General features: G+C 66.1%; 12 protein-coding genes. 4 read left to right on the top strand and 8 right to left on the bottom strand.

The features are described from left to right. Positions 1-119: 119 nt before the first annotated feature. Positions 120-3,587 carry a UvrD-helicase domain-containing protein gene (locus EYS42_RS14430; protein WP_130968896.1) on the bottom strand — a complete coding sequence of 1,156 codons (3,468 nt, stop codon included), beginning with the start codon at positions 3,585-3,587 and terminating at the stop codon, positions 120-122. Further along, positions 3,584-6,340, bottom strand: coding sequence for a PD-(D/E)XK nuclease family protein (locus EYS42_RS14425; RefSeq protein ID WP_165456797.1), 2,757 nt, complete (start codon positions 6,338-6,340; stop codon positions 3,584-3,586). The genes EYS42_RS14430 and EYS42_RS14425 overlap by 4 nt, the downstream gene beginning before the upstream one ends. A 251-nt stretch (positions 6,341-6,591) precedes the next feature. Between EYS42_RS14425 and trxA the strand changes: the two genes are divergently transcribed. From trxA to EYS42_RS14405, 4 genes are all read left to right on the top strand, one after another. Further along, positions 6,592-6,921 carry a thioredoxin TrxA gene (gene trxA / locus EYS42_RS14420; RefSeq protein WP_130968894.1) on the top strand — a complete coding sequence of 110 codons (330 nt, stop codon included), beginning with the start codon at positions 6,592-6,594 and terminating at the stop codon, positions 6,919-6,921. Positions 6,922-7,203: 282 nt separating this feature from the next. Next, a complete protein-coding gene (gene rho, locus EYS42_RS14415; protein WP_130968893.1) occupies positions 7,204-8,472 on the top strand; it encodes a transcription termination factor Rho in 1,269 nt (422 codons plus the stop codon). Positions 8,473-8,645: 173 nt separating this feature from the next. Then, a complete protein-coding gene (locus EYS42_RS14410; protein ID WP_130968892.1) occupies positions 8,646-8,900 on the top strand; it encodes a type B 50S ribosomal protein L31 in 255 nt (84 codons plus the stop codon). A 159-nt stretch (positions 8,901-9,059) separates the two neighbouring features. Beyond that, positions 9,060-10,757, top strand: a complete 1,698-nt coding sequence (locus EYS42_RS14405; protein ID WP_130968891.1) for a hypothetical protein — start codon at positions 9,060-9,062, stop codon at positions 10,755-10,757. 1 nt (position 10,758) lies between these two features. On the opposite strand, the gene phoR is transcribed toward EYS42_RS14405, so the two are convergent. Genes phoR through pstC form a run of 6 tightly spaced genes read right to left on the bottom strand, consistent with a single transcriptional unit; the run spans position 10,759 to position 16,241 of the window. Then, positions 10,759-12,108: a phosphate regulon sensor histidine kinase PhoR gene (gene phoR / locus EYS42_RS14400; protein ID WP_245503656.1), complete on the bottom strand. Its 1,350-nt coding sequence runs from the start codon at positions 12,106-12,108 to the stop codon at positions 10,759-10,761. 52 nt (positions 12,109-12,160) lie between these two features. Beyond that, a complete protein-coding gene (phoB, locus tag EYS42_RS14395) occupies positions 12,161-12,862 on the bottom strand; it encodes a phosphate regulon transcriptional regulator PhoB (RefSeq protein ID WP_130968890.1) in 702 nt (233 codons plus the stop codon). Positions 12,863-12,886: 24 nt separating this feature from the next. Further along, positions 12,887-13,591 carry a phosphate signaling complex protein PhoU gene (gene phoU, locus EYS42_RS14390; protein WP_130968889.1) on the bottom strand — a complete coding sequence of 235 codons (705 nt, stop codon included), beginning with the start codon at positions 13,589-13,591 and terminating at the stop codon, positions 12,887-12,889. A gap of 16 nt (positions 13,592-13,607) precedes the next feature. Then, entirely contained in the window at positions 13,608-14,393 is a 786-nt protein-coding gene (gene pstB / locus EYS42_RS14385) for a phosphate ABC transporter ATP-binding protein PstB (protein ID WP_130968888.1), read from the bottom strand. 28 nt (positions 14,394-14,421) lie between these two features. Then, positions 14,422-15,252 (bottom strand): phosphate ABC transporter permease PstA, encoded by an 831-nt coding sequence (pstA, locus tag EYS42_RS14380; RefSeq protein WP_130968955.1) that lies wholly within the window; start codon positions 15,250-15,252, stop codon positions 14,422-14,424. 29 nt (positions 15,253-15,281) lie between these two features. Then, positions 15,282-16,241, bottom strand: a complete 960-nt coding sequence (gene pstC / locus EYS42_RS14375; RefSeq protein ID WP_130968954.1) for a phosphate ABC transporter permease subunit PstC — start codon at positions 16,239-16,241, stop codon at positions 15,282-15,284. Positions 16,242-16,318: the final 77 nt, after the last annotated feature.

Below are 16,318 nucleotides of genomic sequence, written 5' to 3'. Positions count from 1 at the left end.
GGGGATGTTCATGCACCTCCATTGCAAACCACTTGACACCCTCTGTAACAGATGAGGAGCCCCCCGAAGGGCGGTCATTTGTCACGATCAGGCGGCGCAAGGGGCTTCGCCCCCCTGATTCACAGGGTGATGAACTCCCCATTCCCGGCGATCAGGGCCATCTGAACTGGCGCATCGCCCACCAGGGTGGCCAGTGCCTCGCGGTAGGCCTCCAGCTGAGGGCGGTAGCGCTGCAGCCGCTCAGGCGATTCGCCCAGCTTGTAATCGAGCACCCACCAGGTGGGGCCGCTGGCACTGTCCTGACGCACCAGGCGGTCGATGCGCACCGGGCGCCCCTGGTGCCACAGCACCAACTCGTTGGCGGCCCAGCCCACCTGGGCCGGGTCCAACCAGCGGGCGGTGGTGGGGTGGTCCAGCACCCGGGCCACCGCCCGCTGGATGCGCTGCAGGTCGTCGTCGGTCAGCCGCATGGGCAAGGCCTCTTCCTGCACGACCGCGCGCCAGGCCTGGCGGGCCAGGGCCTCGCGGAAGGCCGGCGTACGGGCCGATACCGGGTGCGTGGTGATCATCTCCAGCACGCGATGCACCGCTTTGCCCAGGCGCGCACGGTCGGCATCCCCCAGCCCCCCCTCGCCCGACACGCTGGGCGCACTGGCCACCGAAGCCGACGGTGCATCGCCTGTGTCGGCGATGGCCCGCCGTGGCGGCAAGGCAGGCCAAAGAGGCAGCCTGTTGGGCTCGACCGCAGGAGCAAGCGCCGCAGGGGCAGAACCGTCGGCAGCCGTCGGGTGCCCGGGGCGCACACTGGCCAGCGCGGGCTGCGGCTGCCAGCGCCCCGCTTCTCCGACCTGCCCCACCAGTCCGGCCTGGGCCATGGTCTGCCACCAGCTGCCCTCGGGCTGGGCCCGGGCCGGTTGCGTGCGGCTGACCACCACCATCTCGCGGGCCCGGGTCAGGGCCACGTACAGGGCGTTGCACTCTTCGGAATCACGGGCGGCCTTTTCCTGCACCAGCCAGTCGGCCATGGACGCTGGCGGTCGGCCCTCACTGCTCAGGAAAGCGCAACGGCTGGGGGCCTGTTCGTCGGGTTCCCAGGCCACCATCAGGCCATAGGTCTGCGTGCGCGAGGCCTGGCCGTCGGTGTCCATCAGGAACACGACATCGGCCTCCAGGCCCTTGGCGCCATGGATGGTCAGCAGTTGCACCGCCTCCCGTGCGGCGGCGGGTGGGAGCGGTGCCTGCAGCTTGCGGAAATCACGCAGCCAGCGGTAGGGGGTGGCGTCGCGCCCTCCCCTCAGCATCAATGACTGCGCCAGCATGGCGTCCAGGTGCAGCATCGCCTGCCGAAACTGGGGTGGGCTGAGCTGGCTGGCCAGGGCCTCGCGCCACTGGCAGTCGTCCACGATGCGCTGCATCAGGTCGTGCGGCGGCAGCCAGCGCGCGTCACGTCGCCAGGCCCTGAGCAGCGACCAGGCACGCGCCAGGCGCGCCTGGAGCGGCGAGGCCAGCATGGGGGCCGCGTCATGCGCTTCGACTTCGGCCCGCAGGGCCTCCCACCATCGACCGCCCTCCGCAGGATGGCACTGTCGGGCGCGCTCAGCCAGGGCCAGCAGGCCGGCTTCACCGACGTCGAGCCCTGGGGTCTTGAGTGCGTGGGCCAGCGACAGGTCATGCACCGGGCTCACCACCGCCTGCAACACGGCCAGCAGATCGCGGGCTTCCGCCGTGTCCACCAGCAAGGTGTCGTTGGGTGCTGCATGGGCGATGCCGCGGGCCGCAAGGGCTTCGGCCGCCAACAGCAGGCTCTGGCGCTTGCGCGCCAGCACGAAGATGTCCTGAGGCTGCCGCCCCTGGACCACCAGTTCGGCAATGGCGTCGGCCACATGCGCCGCCTCGCGGGCCCGCAAGACCTCTTCGGGCTCGTGCCTGGGCTGGGTCAGGCTGTCGCGCCATCCGTCCACGCCATGGGCCCGAGCGGCTGCACGCTCATCCTTGGTGGGGCGCATGACATCGGGCAACACGCGCCACTGGGCCTGAAGAGCCGAAGCCGTGGTGTGCGGTCGAAACCCGGCGAAGCGCCCAGCATCGGCCAATGGCTGCATGCTGCGGTTCAGGGCGTCGATCAGCCCCTGCGCATTGCGGCGGGTGTGGTCACAGGCCAGGATGGCGCCACCCAGGGTTTCCTGCACGAAGGCCTTGGCCGCCTGGAACACCCGCGGCTCGGCCCGACGGAATCGGTAGATCGATTGCTTGGGGTCGCCCACGATGAACACCTGGATGCGCCCGCCGCCACCCGCCCCACCGTAGGACGACAGCCATTCGCGAAGGGCCCGCCATTGAAGTGGGCTGGTGTCCTGGAACTCGTCCATCAGCACATGCCGCAGTTGCTGGTCCAGACGCTGCTGCACCCAGGCCGAGAGGCTTTCATCGCGCAGCAGGTGGTCGGCCCCGCGCTCCAGATCGACCATGTCGATGTAGCCGCCTTCCTGCTTGAAGCGGGCGTAGGTGTCGAACAACGAACGCGCCAGCGCCACCATGCGCTGGTGCCGCAGACACGATTCGTTCTGGCGCTGCGCTTCCACGATGCTGCACAGCCAATCCTGCAAGGGCGACAACAGGGCCAGCACCTCGGGCTTTTTGGTGATGTTGCGGCGAGGTGTGCCGTCTTCTTTCAGCAGCGCACGGCACAAGCCCTCGAAACGGCGAGGGGCATCGGTCTCCTGCAAGGCATCGATCAGGGTGCTGGCTGCTTCGGGCGCCAAGGTGCCCCCCAGCGCACCCAAGGTGCGGGCCAGCGCCTGCACCTCGGCTTCACGCGCAGGTTGCAGCACCGAGGCCACCGGGTCAGGCACACCCGCCCACTCGGGCAGGGCCTCATCGGCCGGGGGCACGCTGCCCCACAGGGTGCCCGCCTCATCGGCCAGCTGGATTTCCAGCCGCTGGGCCAAGGCCGCCTGCAGCCAGGCCTCCAGGTTGAAACGCCCCACATCGGCCACCAGTGCCATGAACACGGGGCGCACCTCATCATCGTGCTGAAGATCGCGCAGCCAGCGGCTCCAGATGCGGGGCCAGGGGTCTTCCTCTTCTTCGGTCAGCAGCTTGAGTTGCGGCGGCAGGCCCAGCGCCGACAAGGTGTCCAGGGGGGCCGCCCGCAACAGCTTCGAGAACCAGCCGTGGATGGTGCTGACCTGCACCTGCTCACCCGACGCCAGCAGCCGCCGGTACAAGGGCGCCAGGCCCGGGGCCAGGGCCTCGGCCTGTGCCGCAGACAAGCCTCGAAGCGCCAGTTCACGAACCTGCGCTTCGTGGGACAGGCTGGCCAATTCGCGCAGCAGGCTTTGCAGCCGCTCACGCATTTCGCCGGCGGCCTTGCGCGTGAAGGTGATGGCCAGCACCTGCGACGGCTCGGCCCCCTCCAGCAAAGCCCGCACGATGCGCGACACCAGCATCCAGGTCTTGCCTGCGCCGGCACAGGCCTCGATCACCACGGGCACCGAGGGGTTGCAAGCCCAGCGGTAGAACTCGGCATCGGGCACGCGAGCGCCATTGACGAGGTAGGCGTAGCCTGCTTGTTCTGCGGCGCTCATGCCTGCACCTCCGGGCGGTGGGGCGCATGGTCCTTGCGACACAGCCCGCGCACCTCGCAGTACCCACACACGCTGCCCTCGCCCAAGGCCCACAGCGGGTGACCATCGCGCAGGCGCTGCATGTCCTGCACGACACCCTGCGCCAGTTGCCCGGCCGTGTCCTGCACCTCGGGGTGCAGCACGGCCGTGCAAGCCTGATCGTGCACGCGCAGGTACATGGCCTGCACGGTGGCATTGGGTTCCTCAGGAGGCTCTTTACCCTGGTCGGCTGCCAGCAAGGCGTAAACCGCCAGTTGCGTGTCTTCCAGGGGCTGCGCCACCCGTGCCTTCAGGCCAGACAGCGAGCCCGTCTTGTAGTCCATCACCAGGTGCTCCACACCGTCTGCACTGCGCCGCCGGTCGATTCGGTCCAGTCGCCCTCTGATCCGGATGCTGTCGCCGCGGTCCAGCGGCAACACCACCTCGCGGTCGGTCTCCGTGGCCTCGACACACCACCCCTCGGCCTCATGCCCGCGCAGCCAGTGCACATAGTGCTGAGCCATGCGCGTGATCGTGGCCTGATGCGGCAAGAACCACGCCCCAGCCTCGCCCTGAACCAGGCCCATCTGCTGCGCCACCTCAGCGGCCACGGTCAGCCAACGCTGCACATCGTGCTGCGGATCGCTGGGCGCGGCCTCTGCAGGGCGCCCCTCATGGAAACGCTGCAACACGGCATGCAGCCAGGTGCCGAGGTCTTGTGCACCGAGCCCCTCTTCGATCTCGTCGAGCGACTGCAGGCCCAGCACGCTCAAGGCGTGGAACCGATAGGGGCACTGCCTGAGCCGGTCGTACGAGGTGGCCGACAGTTCGGTGGGCATCAGGGGCGGCGCACTGGCTGACCGCGGGGGTTGCGCCCACTCAGCGCCAGTCAGGCGCGGTGCCACCGGGGCGGGTGCCTGCCAGGCCCAATCGCTGTGAGGCATGTCCGCCGGCATGGCAGGCCAGCCCACATCGGTCAGGGGAGCGCCCACGGCCAGGCTCCATCGGGTGAGCCAGGGGCTGAGCCCGACGGGCTCGCCATCGCGCTGGTGGCGGGCCAAGGCCACCAGGTGCGGCGTGGTGGCCAACACGGCAAAGGCCTCCCATTGGGCCTCCTGCTGTCCGGCTGCATGCCCCAGCCCCAGGGCCTGCGCATGCACCGGACTGAGCCAGCCATCGGTGCCGCGGGCCCCGAGCATGCCGTCGTCGGCCCCGGGCAGCACCACACCCGCCCAGGGGCGCAACACCGCCCGGCTCAACGGCGTGATCACCACGTCCACATCGGGTGAGGCCTGGCGTGGCCGGAAGGTCTGCGCCTCCAGCGTGCCATCCACCCAGCGTGCCAGCTCGCGCAGGCCCACATGGTGGGTGGCCGCCAGGCGTTCCCATGTGGGCTGGGTGTCGTCGGGCAACGCGTCGTCCAGCGGCAAGCGCAGGGCTGCGATGACGGCCTTTCCGGCCTCATCGTCCAGCAAGGCCGCCCACGCACCGCAGGCCAGCAACGATTGCTTCAACGCGGTCAACGCTTCGTGCAAGGGCACACGCGCCAGCCCCTTCAAGGGCGCCAGCACCTGTTGCGCCCAGTCCAGAACCGCCTGCATGGCCGCCTGGCCTTCCACCTCCGGCAATGCACGCCAGGGCTGCAAGGCGCCCAGGCGACGCCAGCGCCGCTCCAGCGCCCCCACGGCACCGGCGCCGCCGGGCACGGTCAGCCAGGCACTGCTCAGCCAGTCCAGCACGTCATCGGTGCTGGCACGTGGGTGTGCAGCCCCCAGCAGGCGCGTCACCACCGATGCCGCACGCGTGGTCGACAAGGTCCAGCCACTTTCGTCAGCAAAATGAAGCTGGCCTGCCTTTTCAAGTGGGGCCAGCAGAGCCCGAACCCGGCGCGTGACGATGCGGTCGGTGGCCACCAGCGCCACAGGCCGTGCGTCGCCTCGCTGGCGCGACTGGGCCACCAGGGCCTGCACCTGCCAGGCCGTCAGGCGCGCTTCCTCTTCGCCGTCACCTGCCTGAACCAGCCAGGGCCTGGGCATCGTGTGTGCGCCAGGGGTGGCCACGGTGGCCTGCACCCACGCTGCAGGCACCTCGTGCCCGTGAGCCACCGACAGCACGCGCACCATCAGCGACGACTCGCTGCCCGGCTGCACACGCGCGCCAGCCGTCACGGCCAGCCACGCCGAGGGGCGGTGTTCGAACAGTGGCTGCCTGCGTGCTGCCAGCGCCGGCAAGGCCTCGATGGCCCAAGACAAAGCCATGGCTGTGAGCACCTTTTCGCGCGCGCGCGGGTCAGGAATGTCAGCGTGCTGCCAGGGGCTCAGCGCCTCACTCAGCCAGGCCTCCATGGCCGCGACCATGGCCTGTTGGCCTGTGCTGTCCAGCGCCAGCGCGGCCTGCAACCAGCGGTGGGCCACATCCAGCATGCGCTGCACACCGAAATCGAAACCGTCGGGGTCTCGACGCGCCCAGTCTCGGCCCGCAGGCTCGGCGCGCAGGCGTTGAGCGACCCACAGCGCATCAAGGCAAGGATCCAGCGTGAGCGTTGTGCCGGCGCCACTTTCTGTTTCATGTTGCGGGAGCCTGTCCAGCAGCGTGCCGACGGTCTCGAAGCGCGGGGCCCAGCCTCCTACCGCCTCGGCCCAGGCACGACGTGCCACGTTCAGCAGCGCGATCTGGGGCAACAGCACCACCGCATCGGCCACCGTGACCTGGCGAGAGGCCAGCCATGCAGCCATCTGCCGTGCCAAGGCCTGCCAGGCAACTTCTGCGGGCTGCCCGGGGCTCCACGGCCAGGACAACACCGGCAGATCGGCCAGCCCAGCCAAGCCTGCACTGGGGGCGGGATCCGGCCCTTCAAGGCCCTGTTCTTTGTCTGTCGCTATGTCCGTCATTGAGAAATCATGCGGTGGAATCGGCAGTTGCCCCAAGGTTGTGTGTCAGAATTTCCCAAAACAGGCTTCGGCCTGCCGTCCCCAAGGATAGTGTCATGAGCAACGAACTGATCAAACACGTGACCGACGCGTCTTTCGACGCCGATGTGCTGCAATCCGGCCAGCCTGTGCTGGTCGACTATTGGGCCGAATGGTGCGGCCCCTGCAAGATGATTGCCCCCATCCTCGACGAAGTGGCCGTGGCCTACAACGGCAAGGTCACCGTCGCCAAGATGAACGTCGATCAGAACCGCGAAGTGCCGGCCAAGTTCGGCATCCGTGGCATCCCCACGCTGATGATCTTCAAGGGTGGCCAGCTGGCCGCCACCAAGGTCGGCGCCCTGTCCAAGGCCCAGCTGACCGCCTTCATCGACGCCAACGTCTGATCTGGTGCGTTTGAAACACGGGCACTGCCAAGTGCCCGTATAATGCAAGCGCTGGCTCAGGTCAGCCTTGCTGTGATGGCTGTCAGTCTGCGCAGCACGAAGCCCGAGGCATCCTGCCCGGTCTTTATCGATCCCCCCTCTGATCCGAAGCCCCATGGCGCTGCCCGGCGTGTCCGGTCTGCCCTGGTTCCGATCCCGGCCTGACACAGGCCTTTCCCCGTCTCAACGCAGCCTCTTCATGCATTCGTGCCTGACGAGTCGGTTTTGCCCAGGGTCCCACACATGCATCTTTCCGAACTGAAGGCACTTCACATCTCCAAACTGGTCGAGATGGCTGAAGGCCTGGAAATCGAGAACGTCTCCCGCATGCGCAAGCAGGAGTTGATGTTCGCGATCATGAAAAAGCGCGCCAAGGCTGGCGAGCAGGTCTTCGGCGACGGTGTCCTCGAAGTGCTGCCCGACGGCTTCGGCTTCCTGCGCGCGCTCGACACCAGCTTCCTGGCCAGCACCGACGACATCTACCTGTCGCCCAGCCAGGTGCGCCGCTTCAACCTGCACACCGGCGACATGATCGAAGGCGAAGTGCGCGTGCCCAAAGATGGCGAGCGCTACTTCGCACTGGTCAAGGTCGACCGCGTGAACGGCCTGACGCCCGAGGTGAACAAGAACAAGATCATGTTCGAGAACCTCACGCCGTTGTTCCCCGAGGAAGCCTTCAAGCTCGAACGCGACCTGCCCAAGGGCAACGACGACAACATCACCAGCCGCATCATCGACCTGATCGCGCCCATCGGCAAAGGTCAGCGCGCCCTGCTGGTCGCCCCGCCCAAGAGCGGCAAGACCGTGATGATGAAGAACCTGGCGCACGCCCTGGTGGCCAACCACCCCGACGTGCACCTGATCGTGCTGCTGGTCGACGAGCGCCCTGAAGAAGTGACCGAAATGCAGCGCACCGTGCGCGGCGAGGTCATCAGCTCCACCTTTGACGAGCCCGCCCAGCGCCACGTGCAGGTCGCCGAAATGGTGATCGAGCGCGCCAAGCGCCTGGTCGAACTCAAGAAGGACGTGGTCATCCTGCTGGATTCGATCACCCGCCTGGCCCGCGCTTACAACAACGTGCTGCCCAGCTCGGGCAAGGTGCTGTCGGGTGGCGTGGACTCCAACGCCCTGCAGCGCCCCAAGCGCTTCTTCGGCGCTGCCCGCAACATCGAAGAAGGCGGCTCGCTCACCATCATCGGCACCGCCCTGGTCGACACCGGCAGCCGCATGGACGAAGTGATCTACGAAGAGTTCAAGGGCACTGGCAACTGCGAAATCCACCTGGACCGTCGCATGGCCGAAAAGCGCGTGTACCCCTCGATCCTGATCAACAAGTCGGGCACCCGCCGCGAAGAGCTGCTGCTCAAGCCCGAGATCCTGCAAAAGAGCTGGATCCTGCGCAAGCTGCTGTACCCGATGGACGAGATCGACGCGATGGAGTTCGTGCTCGACAAGATGAAGTCCACCAAGAACAACCACGACTTCTTCGACATGATGCGTCGAGGCGGTTGAGGTCGGCCTCACGGTGGCACCGGTCGCGGCACAGCCTGGTGCGCGCTGCGGCCGGAGCCCTTGGCAAACCGCCAGGGCTCGCGCTATAATCCAAGGTTTTCCGGCTGTCGGAAAGTGCCTGGGCATGGGGCCCGGGTGGCTGCCGATGATGCAAACAGCAAAGGTCAAGAGAAATGAAAGAAGGCATTCACCCCAACTACCGCGACGTCCTGTTTGTGGACCTGTCGAACGGCTTCAAGTTCGTGACCCGCTCGTGCGTGGCCACCAAGGAAACTGGCAAGGCCGAAGACGGCCGTGAACTGCCTCTGTTCAAGCTGGAAACCTCGTCGGAATCGCACCCTTTCTACACGGGTCAGCAAAAGAGCGTGGACACCCTGGGTGGCCGCGTCGAAAAGTTCCGCAACAAGTTTGCCGCTTTCAAGAAGTAATTTCTCGAAAGTTCCGGTGCAACCTGGCTTGCACCGGTCTCGACAAAAGGCAGCTTCGGCTGCCTTTTTGTTTGCCGGCCACGAAGCCACCGCACACTGGCCGCCCACGCCCTCCGTCTGCCGCTGCATGGCCTATGCTGTGGGCCACACCCTCTCGCCATGAACCACCCTGCCCTCAACCCGGCCCTGGTCACTGAGAAAGCAGTCAAACGCCTGCCGCGCTGGGCCTTGCTGCTGCTGTGTGCCGCCTATGTGCTGCCCGGCGTCTTTGGCCGCGACCCCTGGAAGAACGCCGACATCGCGGCCTTCGGCCAGATGTGGTCACTCGCCCTGGGACAGGCCTCGTGGTGGGCACCGCATGTGGGGGGTGTGCCCCCAGCGGGTGGTGGCATCCTCCCTTATTGGCTGGGCGGCGGCTTCATCGCCGCGCTGAACCCCTGGGTCGACCCTGCCCTGGCGGCCCGCTTGCCGTTCGCCGCCCTCCTGGCCGCCGTGCTGGCCTTGACCTGGTACACCACTTACCACTTGGCTCGTACCGACGCGGCTCAGCCCCTGCCGCTGGCCTTTGGCGGCGAAGCGCCGGCCCCGGCGTATGCCCGCGCGATGGCCGACGGTGCCTTGCTGGCCCTGATCGCATCCTTGGGGCTGCTGCAACTGGGGCATGAAACCACGCCAGAGATGCTGCAAATCACAGGCAGCGCCTTGTTCCTGTACGGGCTGGCCGCTGCCCCTTTCAGGCCCGTCAAGGCGCGGGTGGCCACGGTGACCAGCCTCCTGGTGCTGGCCACCAGTGGCAGCCCCACCGTGGCGGTGTGGCTCACAGCCATCGGCACTGTCGTGGGCTGGCGCTCGCATGAGCCGGTCATGCGTCAGCACGTGCGCTGGGTTTTGGTGGGAGGGGCACTGGCGGCTCTGGCAGCCACCACCCTCACCCTTGCTGGCCTGTCAGGCTGGCATTGGCAGCTGGGGGCTGCACGCAGCCCCACGTCGGTGCTGCGCCTGATGCTGTGGTTCACCTGGCCCACCTTGCCGCTGGCACTGTGGGCGCTGTGGTCGTGGCGCCGCCAGAGTCTGCGCAGGCACATCGCCGTGCCGATGCTGTCGGCTGCGCTGGGTCTGGGCATCAGCCTCGCCATGGGTGGGCAGGACAAGGCACTTCTGCACGCACTGCCTCCACTGGCGGTGCTGGCAGCTTTCTCGCTGCCAACCCTCAAGCGGGGCTTCACCTCGGCCATCGACTGGTTTTCGGTGTTCTTCTTCACCCTGGCTGCGGCACTGATCTGGCTGGGCTATGTGGCGCTCCACACCGGCTGGCCGCGCCGCACCGCCGCTCGCTTTGATGCACTGGTTCCCGGACAGGTGCCCGAATTCGGCTGGGCCCCGCTGCTGGTGGCCGTGGCGGCCAGCGTGGCATGGCTGGCCGTGGTGCGATGGCGGACGGCACGCCACCAGACGGCCTTGTGGAAAAGCATGGTGCTGCCCGCCGGAGGAGTCGCTTTGGGTTGGCTGCTGCTGATGACGCTGTGGTTGCCACTGCTCGATCAGGCCCGCAGTTACCGGCTGGTCCTCGACCGACTGGCACCCCACCTGCAAGCAGACACCTGCGTCCTGGCACCTGGCGCCAGCGCAGGCATGCTGACGGCGCTGGAGTACTTCGCGGGCAAGGAAGTGGACGGTCGCCACCGCCCCTTGCACAGCGTGCACAGTGCCAACCAGGACCTGGGCTGCGGCCTGCTGGTGTTGCCCCTGAATGCACGTCAGACCACACCCGAGGTGCCAGGCTGGGTGTTCCTGGCCCGCGAGCGTCAGCGCACACGCAACTCGGAGACCGTGGCCGTGTACGAGGCTGTGCGCTGAATCACACGGTGCGCTCGGCCGCGCGCACACGCACGCGGGCCGCGGGCACCACGAGGGTGAAGGTCGAGCCCTTGCCCTTCTCGCTTGTCACGCGCAGGTCGCCACCATGCCGCTGGATCACGTGCTTGACGATGGACAACCCAAGCCCCGTGCCACCGGTTTCCCTGGAACGGCTGCCATCGACCCGATAAAAACGCTCGGTGAGACGGGGAAGGTGCTCGGCATCGATGCCGATGCCCTGGTCCATGACCGCAAACTCGGCGCCGCCTTCCGGCAGCAAACGCCAGCGAACGTCAATGGCAGAACCCTCAGGGGTGTAGCGCACGGCGTTGCTCACCAGGTTGCCCATGGCGCTCAGCCATTCGCTTTCCACGCCCGCGAGCTCCACATCGGCAGAGCCTTCATCCAACACAAAGCGCAGAGGGTGGCGCCCCTTGGACAAGCCTCGCGCATCGTTCTCGAGACGCGAGAATAGATCGGCCACCACCATCCAGGTGTTCGCTGTGGGGTGCGGGCTGCCCTCGATGGTGGCCAGCGTCAACAGGTCAGACACCAGCACCTGCATGCGCTCGGTCTGCTGGTTCATCAGGTCCAGCACCCGCTTGCGCTCAACCTCGGTCAGCGGCAGGTTGTTCATGGTTTCGATGAATCCATGCAACACCGTCAGGGGTGTACGAATCTCATGCGACACATTGGCCACGAAATCACGGCGCATGGCCTCGGCACGGTCTCGCTCGGTGATGTCCTGCGACAACACCAGGCGCAAGCCATCACCGTAGGGGCGCACGACGACCGACAAGCGCCCCTGCCCTCCCCGGGGCATGGGCAGGTGCACGGGGTCACGGTAATCGCCTGCAGCCAGGTACTGCACGAAGGCCGGCACACGGATCAGGTTGGTCACCCGCTGGGCCAGGTCCCGCTGGGGGTCGAGGCCAAAATGGTCGGCTGCCACCGAACTGATCCAGGTGATGTGTTCAGTGGCATCGAGCAGCATCACGCCATTGGGCGAGGCTTCAATGCCCGACAGGAACTGGTTCAGGCGCAGTCGCTCGTGCTCGATTTCGCGGTCTTTCAAGCGCAGCACGCGGTAAACCCGGTGCGCGACCTCACCCCACAAGCCAGGCAGCGGGGGGGCATCGATCTCGGGTGCGCGAAGCCAGTCCAGCAACGCATACCCTTTCAGCGTGTCGACGACCGACAGCGCCAGCACCGACCCCGCAGCCAAGGCCACGCTGATGGTGGTGGGGTAACCCATGCGGGAGCCCAGCCACCACCCGACGGCGCCGCCAGCCGCGCCGGTGGCCACCCGCGCGGACACGCGCGACAACAGCCACGAATTGCTCGTTTCCAAGAATGAACCTCTCAGCGAAGAACGCTTGATTCAGGCATGCAGGTGGGCCTTCTCAGGCCGCGGCATTGACCACCTGCTGGGTGAAACGATAACCGGCGCCGCGCACGGTTTCGATCATCTGCGAGCGGTTCACCGGAGCCAGAGCTTCGCGCAGGCGCTTGACGTGCACGTCCACCGTGCGCTCTTCGATGAACACATGGTCGCCCCACACACGGTCGAGCAACTGGGCCCGGCTGTGCACGCGCTCCGGGTGGGTCATGAAGAAATGCAGCAGCTTGAATTCGGTCGGGCCGATCTTCACGTCTTGCTCCAGACAGCTGACACGGCGGGTGCCTGGGTCCAGGCGCAAGCCGTTGATCTCGACCGCCGAATCCAGGGCCTGCGGGGCCTTGCGGCGCAACACCGCACGCACGCGCGCCATCAACTCCTGCGTGGAAAATGGCTTGGTCAGGTAGTCGTCAGCGCCTGCATCCAGGCCCGCCACCTTGTCGGTTTCCTCGGCGCGAGCCGTCAACATGATCACCGGCAGGTCCTTGGTGCGCTGGGCACCGCGCCAACGCTTGGCCAATGTCAGGCCAGAAGCGCCCGGCAACATCCAGTCCAGCAGCACCAGGTCAGGCAGCACTTTGTCGACTTCGGCTTGCGCGGAGTCACCGTCGTGCGCCACCGTCACCTCGAACCCGGCATGTCGCAGGTTCAGCGCGATCAGCTCGGCAATCGCGGCTTCATCTTCCACCACCAGCACTCGGCTCATGACGGACTCCTCACTCTGTGTTGCTTACTGGATGATGCTCGCCACGGCTTCCGGCGAGTTGTGGCGCACATCGGCACCCTTGACGATGTAGATCACCTGCTCGGCCAGGTTCTTGGCGTGGTCGCCCACACGCTCGATGGCCTTGGCCACGAACACCAGATCGATCGAAGCCGAGATGGTGCGGGGGTCTTCCATCATGTAGGTGATCAGCTTGCGCATCAGACCGTCGAACTCGGCGTCGATCTCGTTGTCGGCCTTGATCACTTCCAGGGCCAGGGCCACATCGAGCCGGGCGAAAGCGTCCAGGGCCTTGCGAAGCGAGGCGGTGGCCAGCGACGCCTCGAACGAGACATCACCCACGGGCAGGCGCAGGCGGCTGCTCACGCCCGTGTTGATCAGACGCTGCACGGTGCGGGCCACACGGGCGGCTTCGTCACCCACGCGTTCGAGGTTGCCAATGGTCTTGGAGATCGCGATCAGCAGACGCAGGTCACGGGCCGTGGGCTGACGACGCGCAATGATGGTCGACAGGTCGGCGTCGATGCCCATTTCCATGGCGTTGACGCGCTCTTCCTGCGTCAGCACCTGGCTGGCCACTTCACCGCTGAAGTTGGTCAGAGCATAGATGGCCTGGCTGACCTGGTTTTCCACCAGACCACCCATTTCCAGCACGCGGGTCGAGATGCCGCTGAGTTCGGCGTCGAACTGGCTCGAGAGGTGTTTTTCCATGTCGTGTGCCCTCCTGTCAGCCGAAACGGCCGGTGATGTAGTCTTCGGTCTCTTTCTTGGTCGGCTTCATGAACAGGTCGTTCGTGGGGCCGAACTCCACCAGCTCGCCCAGGTACATGTAGGCGGTGTAGTCGGAGCAACGCGCAGCCTGCTGCATGTTGTGGGTCACGATCAGCACGGTGTAGTCGTCCTTCAGCTCGTGGATCAGCTCTTCGATCTTGCCGGTCGAGATCGGGTCGAGGGCCGAGCAAGGCTCGTCCAGCAACAGCACTTCAGGCTTGATCGCGATGCCGCGTGCAATGCACAGACGTTGCTGCTGACCACCGGAGAGACCCGAGCCGCTCTGGTTGAGCTTGTCTTTCACTTCGTTCCACAGCGCAGCCTTCTTGAGGGCCCACTCCACGCGCTCGTCCATTTCAGAGCGGCTGAGCGACTCGAACAGGCGCACGCCGAACGCGATGTTCTCGTAGATCGACATCGGGAACGGTGTGGGCTTCTGGAACACCATGCCCACCTTGGCACGGATCAGCGACACATCTTCCTTGCTGGTCAGGATGTCCTGGCCATCCAGCAGGATCTGCCCCTCGGCGCGCTGCTCGGGGTAGAGCTCGAACATGCGGTTGAAGGTGCGCAGCAGGGTCGACTTGCCGCAGCCCGAAGGACCGATGAACGCGGTCACCTTGTTTTCGGGCAGTTCCATGTTGATGTTCTTCAGGGCGTGGAACTTGCCGTAGAAGAAGTTCAGGTTCTTGACGGCCAGCTTCGCCTTGACGGGGGCCTGGTTCTGCACTTTGGCGTCCATGGTGATGCTTTCTGAAATTCGTGGGTGTTCAGCGTTGGCGGAACATGGTGCGGGCCAGGATGTTCAAGCCCAGCACACCGATGGTGATCAGGAACACGCCTGCCCAGGCCAGCTTCTGCCAGTTTTCGTAGGGGCTCATGGCGAACTTGAAGATGGTGACCGGCAGGCTGGCCATGGGCTGGCCCAGGTCGGCGGTGTAGAACTGGTTCGACAGCGCAGTGAACAGCAGCGGTGCGGTTTCACCCGAAATGCGCGCCACAGCCAGCAGGACACCGGTGACCACACCGGCACGGGCCGACTTCAGCGTGATCGTGCCGATCACCTTCCATTTGGGCGTGCCCAGGGCGTAGGCGGCTTCACGCAGGGCATTGGGCACCAGCACCAGCATGTTCTCGGTGGTGCGAATGACCACCGGGATCACGATCAGGGCCAGGGCCAGCACACCGGCAAAGCCGGAGAAGGCCTTCATGCGCGCCACCACGGTGGAGTAGATGAACAGACCGATCACGATGGAAGGCGCCGACAGCAGGATGTCGTTGATGAAGCGCGTGGTCGCACCCAACCAGCCCTTCTGACCGTACTCGGCCAGGTAGATGCCCGCCATCACGCCGATCGGGGTGCCGATCAGGGTGGCCAGACCGACCATCAGCAGCGAGCCGACGATGGCGTTGGCCAGACCGCCTTCTTCCATGGGCGCAGGCGTCATCTGGGTGAAGGTGGCCAGTGCCAGGCCGTCAATGCCCAGGCGAACGGTTTCCACCAGGATCCAGATCAGCCACACCAGGCCGAAGGCCATGGCGCCGAGCGACAGGGTCAGCGCAATGGCGTTGACCAGTTTGCGACGCGCATGGTGCTTCATGCGCGAGGCTTGCAATGCTTGAGGGGTGCTCACGAACGGGCTCCTTCCGACTTCTTGAGGCGGGCCAGCAGCACTTTCGAGAAGGCCAGCACCACGAAGGTGATGAAGAACAGGACCAGACCCAGGTAGATCAGCGAGGCCTGGTGCAGGCCTTCACCCGCTTCGGCAAACTCGTTGGCCAAGGCCGAGGTGATGGAGTTGGCGGCCTCGAACACCGACAGCGAATTGAGCTGGTTCATGTTGCCGATCACGAAGGTGACGGCCATGGTTTCACCCAGCGCACGTCCCAGACCCAGCATGATGCCGCCGACCACACCGGTCTTGGTGTAGGGCAGCACCACCTTGTAGACCACCTCCCAGGTGGTCGAGCCCAGACCGTAGGCGGACTCTTTCAGCAGCGGGGGCGTGACCTCGAACACATCGCGCATCACCGAGGCGATGAACGGGATGATCATGATGGCCAGGATGATGCCGGCCGACAGGATGCCGATGCCCACGGGCGGGCCAGAGAAGAAGGCGCCCAGGTAAGGCACGCCCTCGGTCCACGATTGCAGCGGCTGCTGCACATAGGTCGACAGGATGGGACCGAACACCAGCAGGCCCCACATGCCGTACACGATGGAGGGCACGGCGGCCAAGAGCTCCACGGCGATGCCCAGCGGGCGCTTGAGCCAGGCCGGGGCCAGCTCGGTCAGGAACATCGCAATCCCGAAACTGACCGGCACGGCAATCAGCAGCGCGATGACCGAGGTCATGACGGTGCCATAGATCATGACCAGACCACCGAACGATTCGGTGACCGGGTCCCAGTCGGTGCGGGTCAGGAAGCTCAGGCCGTACTTGGAAATGGCCGGCCAGGCACCGACGATCAGAGAGATGATGATGCCCACCAGCAGACTCAGGGTCAGCACAGCGGCACCACGCGCGAGCAGCGCAAACACCGCATCGGCCCAGGGGGCCGATGCGCGACGAGCGGGCGGGTTGGTCATGGGAGAGGTTCTGCGTTTGGAATCATTGCCGGAGCCGAACTCGTCGGCTTCGGTGGGCAGGATGGCGGTCATCAGAA

This window comes from Aquabacterium lacunae (assembly GCF_004310865.1).
Lineage (GTDB): Bacteria > Pseudomonadota > Gammaproteobacteria > Burkholderiales > Burkholderiaceae_C > Aquabacterium > Aquabacterium lacunae.
Note: the sequence above shows the minus strand (reverse complement) of the source record. Positions and strands in the feature narration are given on the sequence as shown.